General features: G+C 71.8%; 11 protein-coding genes. 2 read left to right on the top strand and 9 right to left on the bottom strand.

From position 1 onward, the window contains the following. Positions 1 to 83: 83 nt before the first annotated feature. From CcI49_RS05830 to CcI49_RS05805, 6 genes are all read right to left on the bottom strand, one after another. Positions 84 to 1,091 carry a tetratricopeptide repeat protein gene (locus tag CcI49_RS05830; protein ID WP_076824803.1) on the bottom strand — a complete coding sequence of 336 codons (1,008 nt, stop codon included), beginning with the start codon at positions 1,089 to 1,091 and terminating at the stop codon, positions 84 to 86. Further along, positions 1,072 to 3,573, bottom strand: a complete 2,502-nt coding sequence (locus CcI49_RS05825) for an Hsp70 family protein (protein WP_076824801.1) — start codon at positions 3,571 to 3,573, stop codon at positions 1,072 to 1,074. Before CcI49_RS05825 ends, CcI49_RS05830 begins: the two co-directional genes overlap by 20 nt. After that, complete coding sequence (locus tag CcI49_RS05820) at positions 3,570 to 4,160, bottom strand: hypothetical protein (RefSeq protein WP_076824799.1); 591 nt, start codon at positions 4,158 to 4,160, stop codon at positions 3,570 to 3,572. The genes CcI49_RS05825 and CcI49_RS05820 overlap by 4 nt, the downstream gene beginning before the upstream one ends. Next, a complete protein-coding gene (locus tag CcI49_RS05815) occupies positions 4,153 to 5,778 on the bottom strand; it encodes a hypothetical protein (RefSeq protein WP_076824797.1) in 1,626 nt (541 codons plus the stop codon). The genes CcI49_RS05820 and CcI49_RS05815 overlap by 8 nt, the downstream gene beginning before the upstream one ends. 4 nt (positions 5,779 to 5,782) lie before the next feature. Further along, positions 5,783 to 6,862, bottom strand: a complete 1,080-nt coding sequence (locus tag CcI49_RS05810; protein ID WP_054567703.1) for a serine/threonine-protein kinase — start codon at positions 6,860 to 6,862, stop codon at positions 5,783 to 5,785. A 217-nt stretch (positions 6,863 to 7,079) separates the two neighbouring features. Continuing rightward, a complete protein-coding gene (locus CcI49_RS05805; protein WP_083473385.1) occupies positions 7,080 to 7,787 on the bottom strand; it encodes a hypothetical protein in 708 nt (235 codons plus the stop codon). A 230-nt stretch (positions 7,788 to 8,017) separates the two neighbouring features. Between CcI49_RS05805 and CcI49_RS05800 the strand changes: the two genes are divergently transcribed. Beyond that, positions 8,018 to 9,913 carry a serine/threonine-protein kinase gene (locus CcI49_RS05800; RefSeq protein WP_076824795.1) on the top strand — a complete coding sequence of 632 codons (1,896 nt, stop codon included), beginning with the start codon at positions 8,018 to 8,020 and terminating at the stop codon, positions 9,911 to 9,913. A gap of 22 nt (positions 9,914 to 9,935) precedes the next feature. Here CcI49_RS05800 and CcI49_RS05795 read toward each other — a convergent pair whose 3' ends face one another. From CcI49_RS05795 to CcI49_RS05785, 3 genes are all read right to left on the bottom strand, one after another. Further along, positions 9,936 to 10,934, bottom strand: coding sequence for an NAD(P)-dependent oxidoreductase (locus CcI49_RS05795; protein WP_241839913.1), 999 nt, complete (start codon positions 10,932 to 10,934; stop codon positions 9,936 to 9,938). Positions 10,935 to 11,086: 152 nt separating this feature from the next. After that, on the bottom strand, positions 11,087 to 11,344 hold the full coding sequence (locus tag CcI49_RS05790; RefSeq protein WP_076824793.1) for a phosphopantetheine-binding protein: 258 nt from the start codon (positions 11,342 to 11,344) through the stop codon (positions 11,087 to 11,089). A 14-nt stretch (positions 11,345 to 11,358) separates the two neighbouring features. Next, the gene (locus tag CcI49_RS05785) at positions 11,359 to 12,171 is read right to left on the bottom strand and encodes a ferritin-like domain-containing protein (protein WP_054567699.1); all 813 of its coding nucleotides are present in this window, start codon (positions 12,169 to 12,171) and stop codon (positions 11,359 to 11,361) included. A gap of 249 nt (positions 12,172 to 12,420) precedes the next feature. Here CcI49_RS05785 and CcI49_RS05775 point away from each other — a divergent pair, with 249 nt between their 5' ends. Next, positions 12,421 to 13,995: a long-chain fatty acid--CoA ligase gene (locus CcI49_RS05775; RefSeq protein ID WP_076824789.1), complete on the top strand. Its 1,575-nt coding sequence runs from the start codon at positions 12,421 to 12,423 to the stop codon at positions 13,993 to 13,995. Positions 13,996 to 14,127 lie beyond the last annotated feature (132 nt).

Here is a 14,127-nt window from a genome sequence, read left to right as displayed (position 1 = left end):
TGTGCTCGTCGGTGTCTGCTGCTCGTCGGTGTCTGCTGTGCTTCGGTGTCTCGTGATCTCCGGCGTCGGGGGCCGCTGTCGCCTCAGGCCGGTGGGGTGATGCGCAGGATCACCGTTCGGTTGCGGGGATCACCGGTGGCGCCGTCGGCGTAGGGCGCGACCGCGGTGTCCGCCGCGGAGATCGTGAGGGCGGCGGCCGGGACGCCGGACTCGCGCAGGGCCAGCGCGGCGGCGGTGGCGCGAGCCCGCCGCAGCGCGGCGTTGTCGGCGAACGGGCCGCCGGCGCGGACCGGCAGGCCGTCGCTCTGCCCGACGATCTCGACGCCGACGCCGGGTATGGCCGCGAGTCGCGCCCCCAGCCCGGTGAGTGCGGTGCGGCCCTGCGGCCCGAGGCTGTCGCCGGCGGTGAAAAGCGGGTCGTGGAAGACGACGGCCACCTGGCTGCCTGCCCTGATGACGTCGGCCTCGGGGCCGGTGAGGCTCGCGGCCAGCTCTCCCACCGGGCCCATCGGCGCGCCGCCCGTCACGGTGGTGCCGGCTATCGGCACCGGGGCGGGCACGGCCGCGGCCGTGGAGTCCGCGGCGGGTGCGGAGTCGTTCTGCTCGTGGCTGAGCCACCGGCCGCCGCCGAAGGCGAGCACGACCAGCAGCCCGGCGGCGACGCCGTCGCGCAGCCGGTTGCCGCCGCGGCGGCCGCGCAGCCGTTCCAGGCGGTGCAGCCCCGCGACCGCGCCGCCGGCCGTGCCGTCCAGGGCGAGCGCGGCCCGCCAGTGGCGTTCGGCGTCGTCGAAGCGGCCCTGCTGCGCGTGGATCCGCGCGAGCAGGTCGTGTTCCGCCGCGGTGTGGTCACGACCGGCGGCCAGCTCCGTCAGGAGCCGTACGGCGTCGGCGTACCGGCCGGATCGCGCCAGCGCGGCTGCCTGCCCCCGCATGATCTCGCCGAGGAGAGCGGCCGGTTCCGCGACGCTCAGGCCCGCGGCGGCACCATCGAGGGCCACGGCACGGGGGGCCGCGGCACCGGGGGCCACGTCGGTGGTGATGACGTCGGTGGTGATGGCATCGGCGGGCACGTCAGCGGCTCTTGTAGACATTGCTGAAGTCCTCGCTCTCGGATCCCCGGTCGGTGTCCGGAAGCAGCTCGAGGAGCTGGCGGATCACCGCCCGGAGCCGTTCGGTGTCGTTGGCGTCGACGGCGCGCTGCCCCTCGGTGATCAGGCGGTTGGCCAGTGCCTGGTCGCGCAGCTGGGCGCGTCGTTCGACCAGCTGGGAGAACCTGGCCATCACCACGGCGCCCGTCTTGCGGTCGACCATGATGGCCAGGTGGGCGGTCAGCTCGTCGACGAGGATCCGAAGGTGGGCGGCGTCCCGTCCGTCCAGCGCGCGGCGCACCTCGGCGGCGATCCGCTCGTGCCGCTTGCGGTCCTTGGCGTCGCCGTACTCCTCGATCAGGCCGGGAGCGTCGGCCAGCACCCGGTTCGCCAGCTCCACCAGGGACGGCCACTCCAGCGCGTGCTCGACGTCGTCGAGCTTCGCCCGAAGATCCAGCATGCGCTTGCCGGCGGTGCTCGCCGCGTCCGTGTCGCCGTGCTCGGTGGACGCCACGTCGTTCTCGATCTGGTCGACGACCTGCTCGTCGTCCAGTGCGTCAAGGATGGCCTGTGCTGCCGGGTCGCCGGTGCGCCGGGCGTCGGAGCGCAGGTCGGCCAGCCGGCGCCGCTCGGCCTCCAGYGCGCGGCGAAGCTCGGCCGGGTCCGGGGCGCGCTCGGTGGTCAGGTCGTGGACCGTCTCGAAGTCCTCCTCGAGGATCGGGACGAAGGCCCTGGTGGTCACGAGCCGGGACCCGTCGATCTCGATATCCACCTCGATCTCGCTGTTGGGCGGGATGTCCCGCGCCACCTCGGCGGCGAGGATCTCCAGGGAGCCCACCTGCCGGTTGCGGTCGGCCCGGGCGTGCTCTCCCTCCAGGATCGGGATCCGCAGCAGCCCACCCGACTGGCCGCGGACCAGCCGTACGGTGCTGCGCAGGATCTCGTGGCCGCGGGCCGGGATCCGGGTGCCCTTCTCCAGCAGCCAGGCGACCTCGTTGCCGGACAGACCCACCCCGATCGAGTGGGTGAGGGTGGCGGCCGGCGCGACGACACCGAGGGTGTAGGTCAGCTCCGAGGGCTGGATCCGCTCCCCGCCGCCGGTCGGGCTCTCCAGCACGATGCTGTAGACGTTGCGGCGCTCGGGCTCGGCGCGCAGCGTGGTGACGAACGAGCCGGCGGCCGGAAGTGTGATCTTCCCGCTGCGCCACGGCGGGCGGGCGTCGGCGTTGACGAGCTCGATGGTGAAGCCCTCCAGGCTCCGCCCGGCCGGCCCCCGGACGACCCCGCCCACCAGCGGCGTCGGGTCGGAGCCGATCGGCTTGTACTCGAGGTCGACGGTGAAGGAGACGTCGGGGCGGGTCGGCCCGACCGGCAGGCGCTGGGTTCCGGCGAAGATGGCCGCCCCGCGGGCCACCACGGTCATCGGGTCCTGGCTGACGTCCAGCTCGATGCCGAGGCCCTCGGCGAGGCGCCGACGCAGGTACGGCATGAGGGTGGGGCCGCCGACGAGCAGCACCCGGTCGATCTTCTCCGGCGCGAGCTGGCTCTCGGCCAGCGCGGCGTGGCAGATGTTGACCGCACGGGCGACGAAGGGCTCGGTCAGCGCCTCGACCTCCGCGGCCTGCAGCTCGTGGACGAACTCGACCGGGTTCCCGTCCGCGTCGGTGCACAGCGGCGGCTCGCTGATGTCGATCAGTGCCGTGGGTGACGAGGAGAGCTCGATCTTCGCGTTCTCCGCCGCCGCCTTCAGCTTCGCGATCGCCTGGGCCCAGGCCGGCTCACCGCGGCCGAAGCCGGGCAGCGAGTGCTGGCGCAGCAGTGCCGGAATCAGCAGCTGCTCGACGATGGCCCAGTCGATGAGCTTCCCGCCGAGGAAGTTGTCGCCGCGGTGGTTGACGATGTCGAACTCGCCGTCGCGGATATGCACGATGGACGCGTCGAACGTGCCGCCGCCCAGGTCGAAGACGAGCCGGTAGATGTTGTCCTCGTCGCGCTGGAAGCTGTAGGCGAGGGCGGCCGCGGTCGGTTCCTGCAACAGCGGTGACAGCTCCAGGCCGGCCGCCTCGGCGGCCCGCCGGGTGGCGTCGGTCTGGTTCAGCTCGAACGCGGCCGGCACGGTGATGACCGCGGCCCGGATCTCCTCGCCCAGCTGCTGTGTCACGTTCGCCCGCAGCGCGCGCAGCACATGCGCGGAAAGCTCCTCCGGGCTCAGCGCGAGGCCGCTGTTGGCGAAGCTCTTCGCCTGGTCACGCAGCCCCATCCGCAGCTTGAACTCGGCGGCGGCGTTCGCCGGGTCGGACTCGACGCGCTCACGTGCCCGGGCACCCACATGAATGCGCCCGGTGCGGTCGGCGAACACCGCCGACGGTGTCGTGTCATGACCGAAGGCGTTCTTGACGATGCGGGCGTCGGTGCCGTCCAGGACCGCGATCGCGCTGTTGGTGGTGCCCAGGTCTATGCCGAAGTCCATCGTCGAGCGCGTCATCGTTCCTCCGGTCCGCTGGAAGGTTCCTCAACAGGGGTGCCGACGACGACCTCACCGGTCTGCACCCGCTGGCCGTGCAGATAGACGCTGGGCCGCAGGGTTTCCAGGACGGTCTCGCCGGTCAGCCCGGTGGTCCGCTGGAACTCCAGGACCTGCAGGTCGAGCCCGGAGTCGTACGGGATGCGGTCGTGGTCCTGGACCTCGACACCCGCCGCGCCGAGGGTGCTCCACAGGGAGTCGAGCTGCCGTTGCAGCCGGCGGGTGTCCCCCGACCGGGCCCCCGCCGCACCGGCACCGGCACCGGCACCGGTCGCGGCCGGGGTCGCGTCGAGACGGCGGCGCAGCCGCCACAGCCCGGTGGCGAGCTCGGCCACGGCCGACGATCGCAGCGTGCCCGCGGCAGCCGCATTCTCCGACTGCGCCACGGCGGGTGGCTCCGGTGCCGGTTGCTCGGCGGACGCGGGTCCGTCCTGCAGGGAAGCCCACAGGGCGTCGGCCCATTTCTCCGGAATCGACGGCGGGGCGATGCGGAAGGCACGCGGATGGCGCCACTGGCGCAGACCGTCGGGCCACCGGCTGTCAGACATTGCCAATCCCCAGAGGTTTCTCGCCGCGGTTCCAGCCGCGGGCAGTCAGGTCCTTCAGGACGGGAAAGGAGTCCAGCCGCGCCTTCTCCCGGCGCCCGGCGGGCGCGACCGCGGCGAGCACGTCGACGAGGAGCGCGGCGAAGGCGGCGAACACGGCGAGGGCGATGAAGCCGCCGCCGGAGCCGGGGAACAGCATGGTGGGAATGCTGATCGCGACCAGGAGGTAGAGGGCGCAGCGCAGCACGGCCGCACCCTGCCGACGCGAGGTCCGGCTCTCGCAGGACGAGCAGCGCGGCACCGTGACCTTCGTGTTGCGCCAGCTCACCCGGGGATAGGTCCGGGTGATGTCGCCGTGCATCCAGATCTCCATCGCCGCGGAGACGCCCGGCTCCTCCTCGCAGAACCAGCACGTGAACGACTGCGTGGCCGCCTCCAGGATCCGGCGGTTCTCAGCCAGCCGTTCCCGGACCGTCTCCGACGCCGCGACCCCCTCGGCGCGGACGGTCGCTGCGGACATCCGCTGCTGCTCGCGGACAGAGCTCTCCGTCGGGGGCTCCGGCCGGTCCCGGGCCTGGTCGAACGCGAGCAGACAGGTCAGGGTCTCGACGGCCACCCGGTCGCGGGTGCGTACCCGTGTCGACTCGTCGGCGGGCAGCAGCAGGTCCAGGCGCTCGAGCGTGCCCGTGGACTCGGTGAGGATGCGCTCCGCCTGCGCCAGGCCCTCCTTGCGGGTGCCGTTGGCCACCCCCACGGCGCTGTCGCACAGCCGATCGATCTCGTCAGCCCACGGTGCGCCGGCCGTGCGCAGGGCGGCGCCCAGGGTCTCCTCGGCGTCGCTTCCCAGCCGCGCGCCGCGCATGGCCGTCAACTGCCGCTCGGCCCGGTCACGCTCGCCGGCGGCGATGGCCTCCGCCGCCAGCCCGGCACCGATCGACAGCAGCGCGGCGGGCAGCCCGGTGCGGATGGTGTCGGCCAGGTCAGCGTCGAGCCGGGCGTCCGCGGCGCGGCGGATACGCTCCTCAAGACCGCTCCATACCTGGTGGTCGCGCAGGACGTCCCCCCAGCGGCGGTAGACCAGGACCCAGTCCGGTGGTTCCGAGCCCGGGGTCAGCTCGGCGTCCAGCGCCTGCAGGTGACCGAGCACCGCGACGTTGTGCAGCGCGTTCGCGGCGTCCGGCGCGGGTACCTGTCGGTCACTGTTCTCGGCCATGGCGGCCCACAACCTGGCCGCCGCCTGAGTGTCACCGGCGGCCAGGGCGGCCAGCGCCGGGTCCTCGCCGGTGTCGGCGCCGCGGCTGTCGTCGCCGCCGCCGGAGCTGCTGCCGCCGCCGACCGGCCAGAACCAGAAGAACTCGTCGACAAGCCGCTGGCGCGGATCAGCGAGCCGGTCGAGAGCGGCCCGGATGTCCGCACTGGACGGCTCGGGCCGCAACGGCAGAAGGTCCGGTACCGGCAGCGGTGCCCCGGTCTTCTCCAGGATGGCGAGCATGTCCGACTGCCGTCTGATGTCGCGGGCCGTGGCCGACAGCGGGACGCCGGTGAGGCGGAACGCGTTCTGGCGGTAGAGCTGGGCGGACACCCGCCGCAGCGGGGCGAGGTCGGTGCCGTGCGTGGTCAAGGCGTCAGCCCCCTGTGTTCTTGCCGGCGGCGATCTCCCCGGCCGGCCCCGGTTCCCGCCCGCGTTGCCGCGGCCGGTCTGTGCGTGGTGTGTCCGCGCGTCGGCTGTCGCGTCCGGTGCCCGTGGGTCCGGTGCCCGTGGGTCCGGTGCCTGTGGGTCCGGTGTCCGCGGGAGGCGGGTCCTGGGGCGGCACATGCCGAGGTGGCCCGTCCTGGTGGGGCGGGTTCTGGCGCGCTGGCCAGGCCTCGAGGTCGGCGAGCATCTCGGCCGCGGACGGGTAGCGCGTCGCGGTGTCGAAGGACAGCGCCCGGACGATGATCGCGTTGAGCAGGTCGTCGACCGCGTACCGCACCTGGTTCGGCGGCACGAGCGCCGTGGTGTCCCAGGCGGCCGTGATCGGATCGCCGGCGGCGCGCCGCGGGTAGGGGAACTCGTCGGTCAGCAGCAGGTAGAACACCGCGCCGAGGGCCCAGACATCGCCCGGCACCGACGCCAGATGGGGGTGCAGCAGTGTTTCCGGCGCCATGAACGCGATGGTTCCCTGCGAGCTGGCCAGCAGTGTCAGCGCGCTGACCTTCCGGGCGAGCCCGAAATCGCTGATCCGGGCCCGGGGCCCGTCCCGGTCGTAGCCGACCAGAATGTTCTGCGGGGTGATGTCGCGGTGGACGATCGGTGGTGATTCCCGATGGGCGACCGCCAGCCCACGGGCGACCTGGCGCATGACGTCGACCGCGACGGGAATGGGCACGAACGCGTCACCGAACGACTGCCGGAAACCGGTCAGTGTGCCGCCGTTGACATATTCCATGGTGAAGTACGCATGGCCGCCGCTGTCCGCCTCGACGGTGTTCGCCTCAAAGACACGAACGATGTTCGGGTGACCCAGCCTGGAGAGCAGCATTGCCTCACCGAGTGCGTCCCGCACCTGCTCCGCGGACATTCCCTCCTGCCGGAACACCTTCATCGCCTGCCGGCCCAGATACCGGTGCTCGACCCGGTAGACCTCGGCGAAGGCGCCGCGGCCCAGCAGTCGTTCGACGGTGTAGGTATCGCGTATCACCTGCCCGACGCTTAACAGGGCCATACCGCTGTGACCTCCGAGGGCACCACCACGGGTGTTCTTTTCGGCAGGTCGGCGTCGACCGCCGACTCCGGAGAACCTAGATGACGAGCCTGCGGCCGGGTAGTGGAGCGCTACACCCCATGGCCGCACCGGGTCCGGGGGTGGGTCCGTGGGCCTGTCCGTACCCTGCGGGCGGCCGCGTGGACGGGTTCGCCCGGCGTGCGGCCGGCGCTCCTGGCTACTGCTGGGCGGGCGGGCCGAGGTCGTCCTCGGTGACCACCCGGTTGAGGATCATCCAGTGCGCCAGAGACTCCCAGTCCGTCAGCTCGGGGACGCCGCGTCGGCTCAGCTCCTGCCGGATGTCGGTGATGACGTTGCGCACATACCTTGGGCTCAGGTTCAGCCGTGCCCCGATCTCCTGGTAGGTGGCCGGGCGGGCGTCGCTTCCGCAGCGGGTCAGCAGCGGCCGGCACAGCTCGACGATGATGTCCCGCTGCGCCGGGGTGAGCTGCAGTGGCCCGCCGATCGTCGCTCGGCTTTCGGAAAGCGTGCTGGCGCCGAAGAACCGGCGGTCATAGGTGACGGCGGAGGCGTCGACATGGATGGTGGCGGTCGCCCCACCCTGTCGGGCCAGGACGATGTCGAACTCGGAGAACGGCAGGGATGTGACCGCCGCGCCGGGTTCGATGACCCTGTCCGCCCCGACGGGCGGGCGCAGCGAGAACGGCTTGGACTGGGACTTGTTGTACACCAGGACGCAGTCGTCGAGAACCCGCAGCGAGGCCATGTGCCGTGACAGGTAGATGTCATCCGGCAGCTTGATGGTGCAGGCGCTGCTGCGCCCGACCGTGATTTCCGCGCCGCGGCCGGCCCGCCACCGGGTCCCGCCATGTTCGAGTACGACGACGGGCCCTGGCAGCGAACTGCCCATGGCGGCGTTGCTCACCTGCGCGCTCCTGGTCCTCGCCCGGCGGATTCAAATGAAGGAACCGGACCGACTCTAGTCGCCCGCTCGGCCACCCGTCATTGTAACGGGGGCGGTCGACGTGCGTCAGGGTTAGAAGTACCGTGGTCGGCCGGAGTTGCACCCGGACTTTAGGCGGAAAGACAGGCGCTCCGTGGGCCGCGGGTGGGAYGACTGCCGCATGATGTGCTTGTGATGCTCTGGGGCGTTCGATGATGATCGACCGGGCACGGGTGGCCGCTGCCGTGCCCAACTACGTTCTCGGCGAGGATCTCGGTGCGGGCGCGTTCGGGCTGGTGCTGAGGGCGGAGCACCGTCGGATGCGTCGCCCGAGTGCGATCAAGGTGATGCGGGCCCGCGACGCCGGCGGCGAGTGGATCGACTTCGCGGCCGAGGCCCGGCTGCTGGGCAGCCTTGATCATCCGCATGTGGTCCGGGTGTATGACTACGTCGAGGATGACGACCTCCGCCTCGTGGTGATGGAGCTGCTGGGCGGGGGCACGCTGAGCCGGCGCCGCAGCCGGCTGACCCCGGAGCAGGCGTGTGCGGTGGGCCTGGCGGTGGCCGCCGCGCTGAGCCACACCCACGACCACAACGTGCTGCACCGCGATGTCAAGGGCGACAACATCCTGTTCGCCGCGGACGGGACGGTGAAGGTGGTCGACTTCGGCATCGCGCGGGTGTTCGAGGGCGCGGCGACCACCGCCAGCAAGGTTGTCGGCACACCGATGAACATGGCTCCCGAACAGATCGAACGTGGGCGCCTGGGCCCGGCGACCGACCTGTACGCGCTGGGCAGCGTCCTCTACCGGCTGCTGACCGGGCGCCCTCCGTTCGACCCCCGGCAGCCGCTGCACGTCCTGTGGCACCAGCAGCTGTCGGCGCCACCCCCGCCCATGCCGGGGGTGGCCGGGCCGGTCGCCGAGGTCGTCCTGCACGCGCTGGCGAAGGATCCGGCCGCCCGGCCGCCGGACGCCGTCACGTTCGCCACCGCGCTCGCCCACGCCGCGACCGAGGCCTATGGCGCGGGCTGGACCGTGCGGGCCGGCCTGCCGCTGCACCTCGACGACGCCGTCCGCCGCGCGGCGGAGGGGACCTCGCTCGGTGGCATGCGAGCCCCTGGCGCCGTGATCCCCGATGCCGTGATCCCCGAGGCCGTGATCCCTGCGGGGGACGAGCCCCCGGCCGGTAGTGCCGTCGCCATCGGTGGCGCCGTCGCCGCTGGTGACCGTGCCCGCCGTGAGTCCGCTGCTGACGGCGCCGACAGTGATCACGGTGATGACGGTGGTGAGGACCGCGGTGTCGGCGCGACGCGGAAGCTGGCACAGGGCGGGAAGCCGGACCTGTGGGACGGTGCGGAGCCCACCGCCCAGGGGCTCGCCCGGCTGAGGGGGGCCCTCGGCCCGGACCATCCGGACACCCTGGCGGCGGCGAACAGCCTCGCCGTTCGGCTCAGCGCCCGGGGCGACCACCGGGCCGCCCGCGCGCTGGACGAGGACACGCTGGCGCGGCGCGGCCGGGTGCTGGGGCCCGACCACCCCGACACCCTCACCTCGGCCCACAACCTCGCGGTCGACCTCGCCGAGGTCGGCGACCAGGCCGCCGCCCGCGACCTGTATCGCGAGGCGCTTGCCCGGCGCCGCCGGGTGCTCGGGCCCGACCACCCGGACACCCTGGGCACGGCGAACAACCTCGGCATCGTGCTGGGCGCCCTCGGGGACCACCTGGCGGCCTGCGAGCTGGGGGAGGACACCCTCATCCGGCGGCGCCGGGTGCTGGGGGAAAGCCATCCCGACAGCCTGACCTCGGCGTACAACCTCGCTGTCCGGCTCAGCGCCCTCGGGGATCACGAAGCGGCCTGCGAGCTGGGGGAGGACACCTTCACCCGGCGCGTCGCGGTGCTGGGCCCAGGCCACCCGGACACGGTGAGGTCGGCCTACAACCTGGCTGTCTACCTGGGCAGGCTCGGCCGCTACCCGCGGGCACGGGAGATCGGCGCGGACGTCCTGACCAGCCGGCTGCGCGCGCTCGGCCCAGAGCATCCCGAGACCCGCGAGGTCGAGGAGGCGCTGCAGTGGTGGGTCGATCAGGAGGCCGCCGGCGGGTGACGCGGACGACTCCCCCGGAGGCTCAGTAGCCGGCGGTGATGTCGACGAGGCCGTGCAACGGCTCGCCCGCGCGCCAGCGGCGGAGGTTGTCTGAGAAAACATCAAGGCCACGGCTGAAGCCACCGGGAGCCGACCAGGACACGTGCGGCATGATCCGCACCCGCGGGTCGTGGCGCAGCGGGTGGTCGGCCGGCAGCGGCTCCGGGTCGGTGACGTCCAGGCTGGCGCGGGAGACGACCCCGCTCGCCAGCGCCCGGACCAGCGCGTCGGTGTCGACGATCCGCCCCCGGGCGATGTTCACCAGATGCAGGCCGGGCTTCGCGAGGGCGAACGCGGCGTCATCGAGCAGCCGGTTCGTCTGCGGGGTCAGCGCGGCGGCGACCACCAGGTGGTCGGCCTGCCCGAGCAGCTCGGCGAGCGTGTGCACGACCGTCACGCCCGGGACGTCGGAAGGGCGGCCGCTGCGCCGCAGTGCCAGCAGACGGGTCCCGAAGCCGGCCAGGCGGGGTGCCAGTGCCTTGGCGATCGACCCGAAGCCGAGCAGCCCGACGGTGCGGCCAGCCAGCGTGCCCAGCGGCTCGGTGATGTACGGGTCGTTCGTCTCGGCCTCCCAGATGTCCGGGAAGCGCTTCTCGGCGGCGAGGAGCAGGCCGACCGTCATCTCCGCGATCGCGACGCTGTTCGCGCCTCGGCCGCAGGTCACCGTGCGGCCGGCCAGCCGGTCGATGGGGAACCCGTCGACGCCCGTCGATACGAAATGCACCCATTCCGCGCGTTCGACGGCATCCAGCGCGGCCGGCGACGGCGAGTTGTTCAGCGACCAGGGCATGACCAGCGACATCAGCGGCGCGGCCGGTGTGGCGGGCAGGGGGTCGCCGCCCAGGACGTCGAGAACCTCGATGTCGGTGCCGAGCGCCGTGCGCAGCTGGTCGACGAGCGGTTGCGGCAGCAGCGCCGCGACCACGGCGGCCGCGGCCGGCGGCCGGTCGTCGAGGGGCAGGGCGGGGGACGTCTGGGGCACGAAAACACCCAAACACGCTGGCCGCGTGGGAGCCAACGCCGGTATCGCGTGATCTTCTTCACTTTTCTATCGATAAAATGAAGAAAGCCCACGCCGTGCCGTGCGGACCGCACGGCACGGCGTGAGGCGGCCGGGTGTTGGGCGGCCGGGTGTCAGACGGTGGCCGTGGCGACCGTCGCGAGCACGATGCGGACGACGTCGTTGATGGAGGCGAGGGTGAAGACGTCCTCGTCCTCGATCTCGATGTCGTAGGCGCGCTCGATGCGGGAGATCATGACGAGGACCTTCATCGAGTCCGCGCCCTCGGCGTTGCGAAGATCAAGGTCTGGGGTGAGCGTGTCGGCCGGCATCCCGAGCTCGCGGGCGACGATGTCCGTGACGGTGCTCAGAACCTCGGATTCGGACGGCATGATCGTCGCTCCGTTCAGACCGAGAGCTCGGCCATGGCGTGGCGGATGGTCGAGTTGCGGGTGAGGTCCCGGCCCACCGCCGTGCCGAGCATGCGCCGAAGCTTCGCCTGCAGCTTCTCCTGCGCGTCGGGCGGGGAGATCCGCAGGAACACGTCGATCACGTCGTCGACGGTCTCGTGGTCACGCATCTCCTCGACGCGCTGGTGCTTGTAGACGCCGACCGGGTGGTTCAGCCGCGGGCTGGTCACGTAGAAGTGGATCCTCTCCAGGACCGACTTCAGCTCCTCCGGGTGCTGGGCGAGGCGGCGCTTCAGGTAGAAGAGGAACTCGCGGGCGTGGCCCGCCTCGTCGCGGCTGGCGTTCAGGAAGAGGCCGGCGAGGACGGGCTCCTGCACCCATTCCGCCAGTGCCCGGTAGGCCGTGTTGACGATGATCTCCGAGATGACGTTGGTGGTCAGCGTCGCGCTCGGCGTGATCCCGGCCTCGTACGGCTCGCGCAGCGCCTCGATCTTGTCCTGGTCGATGTGGACACCTACGGCCTTGAGCCAGGCGCGGAACGCGTAGTGGTGCTGCAGCTCCTGGTAGGCCCAGATGGCCACGAAGGCCGAGCAGTCGTAGTCGTCGTGGAACTCGCTGAGGAAGCCGTGCAGCCCGGGAAGGGACGTCGCCTCACCCACGACGACGCCCTTGACGAGGGCCAGGTAAGCCGGCTGGACGAGCTCCTGGTCGATGTTCTCGAGCCCCAGCTCGCAAACCTTCCACTGGAGCCGTTCGTAGTGTTCGAAGACCTCGAAGCTGTGGGACTTCTCGGACGTGGCGGTCGGCATGGATGAACCCTTCGGCGAGCTTCCGCGCGAGCCCCGCGCGGGTTCACCATGGAATGCGCGTCCGATCATCACAACCCTGGATTCGATCTCCCAATCGGCTGATCCGCCTGCGGGGCGGTATCCGCGCGGTGTCACGGACAGCCGCCGCGGTGGCATCGTAGGACCGGATACGGACAACACCGACCACTGATCCGTCCGCTGGTGCGGGCCGTGGTTGATCGAGACCGGCGAGAGGGCGAGGACGAGGACATGGCGAACCTGGCGCAGCTGCTGGAGGACACGGCCGCGACCTACCCGGACCGGGAGGCGCTCGTCCTCGGCCCCGCCCGCGTCACCTATGCCCAGCTGGACGCCGCCGCCAGCCAGGTCGCGAACCTGCTGGTGGCCACCGGGATCCAGCCCGGCGACAAGGTCGCGCTCAGCTGCGTGAACGTGCCGCACTTCACGATCGTCTACTTCGGCATCCTCAAGGCGGGTGCGGCGGTCGTGCCCCTCAACGTGCTGCTGCGGAGCCGGGAGATCGCCTACCACCTCGACGATTCCGACGCCCGCGCGTACTTCTGCTTCCAGGGCACTCCCGAGCTGCCCATCGCCGACGAAGGATATGCCGGGTTCGTCGAGACGCCCGGCTGTGAGCACTTCTTCGTCATCACGCTCGACCCGGCCGCCGCCTCGCCGGTGCGGGGAACACCGCAGCGCCCGGTGCGGACCCTCGGGCAGGCCGTCGCCGACCAGCCGGCGACGTTCCGCAGCGTCGAGACCGCGGATGACGACACCGCCGTCATCCTCTACACCTCGGGCACCACCGGCCAGCCCAAGGGAGCGGAGCTGCGCCACCGCAACATGCGTGACAACGCGCTGGTCGCCCGGGATGTGTTCCAGTGTGATCCCGCCCGCCCCGACACCTACCTGTGCGTGCTGCCGCTGTTCCACTCGTTCGGCCAGACGGTCACCCAGAACAGCGCGATCGCGTTCGGGGGGCGCTGCGTGCTGATGCCTCGGTTCGAGCCGGGCGCGGCGATCCAGACCATGCTGGACGAGCGGGTCACCGTCTTCGCCGGGGTTCCGACGATGTACTGGAGCCTGCTCGACGCGCTTGCGCGGGACCCGTCGATCGACGTCGGGACACTGGCCGGCAACCTGCGCATCGCCATCTCCGGTGGCGCGGCACTGCCGGTCGAGGTGCACCGGCAGTTCGAGAAGCAGTTCGGCGTCACGATCATGGAGGGCTACGGGCTGTCCGAGACGTCCCCGGTCGCCGCGTTCTCGCTGTACGGCCAGCCGCCGCGGGTGGGCTCCATAGGCGTTCCGGTCCGCGGGATCGAGATGAGGCTGCTCGACCCGGCGAGCTGGGACGAGATCACCGAGCCCGAGGGCATCGGCGAGGTCGCCATCCGCGGGCACAACGTGATGAAGGGGTACTACAAGCGGCCCGAGGCGACCGAGCAGGCGCTGCGGGACGGCTGGTTCCGCACCGGTGACCTCGCCCGCAGGGACGCCGACGGCTGGTACTACATCGTCGACCGGTCGAAGGACRTGATCCTGCGCAACGGGTTCAACGTCTATCCGCGTGAGGTCGAGGAGGTCCTGCTGACCCATCCCGACGTCTCGCTCGCGGCGGTCATCGGCATCCCGCATCCGAGTCACGGCGAGGAGATCAAGGCGGTCGTCATCCGCGAGAAGGGCGCCACCGTCGACGCCGAGGAACTGATCGCGTGGGCGAAGGAGCAGATGGCCGGCTACAAGTACCCGCGTGTCGTGGAGTTCGTGGACGCGTTGCCCATGACCGCGACCGGCAAGATCCTCAAGCGCGAGCTCTCCTGAACGATCAGCGCGGGACGCCACGCCTGCGCGCAGGCGCGTGGGAGCGCAACCGGGTGGGAGCGCAACCGGGTGGGAGCGCAACCGGGTGGGAGCGGAGGCAGGTGGGAGCGGAGGCCAGGCGCGGGGCGCAGG

The organism is Frankia sp. CcI49 (assembly GCF_001983215.1).
GTDB lineage: Bacteria > Actinomycetota > Actinomycetes > Frankiales > Frankiaceae > Parafrankia > Parafrankia irregularis.
This window is presented reverse-complemented; position numbering and strand designations above follow the sequence as displayed.

What these genes read in the sequence shown, in the direction of transcription:
- CcI49_RS05830 (WP_076824803.1), bottom strand. Translation starts at nt 1,091, where the DNA reads ATGTCTACAAGAGCCGCTGACGTGCCCGCCGATGCCATCACCACCGAC.
- CcI49_RS05820 (WP_076824799.1), bottom strand. Translation starts at nt 4,160, where the DNA reads ATGTCTGACAGCCGGTGGCCCGACGGTCTGCGCCAGTGGCGCCATCCG.
- CcI49_RS05810 (WP_054567703.1), bottom strand. Translation starts at nt 6,862, where the DNA reads ATGGCCCTGTTAAGCGTCGGGCAGGTGATACGCGATACCTACACCGTC.
- CcI49_RS05800 (WP_076824795.1), top strand. Translation starts at nt 8,018, where the DNA reads ATGATGATCGACCGGGCACGGGTGGCCGCTGCCGTGCCCAACTACGTT.
- CcI49_RS05790 (WP_076824793.1), bottom strand. Translation starts at nt 11,344, where the DNA reads ATGCCGTCCGAATCCGAGGTTCTGAGCACCGTCACGGACATCGTCGCC.
- CcI49_RS05785 (WP_054567699.1), bottom strand. Translation starts at nt 12,171, where the DNA reads ATGCCGACCGCCACGTCCGAGAAGTCCCACAGCTTCGAGGTCTTCGAA.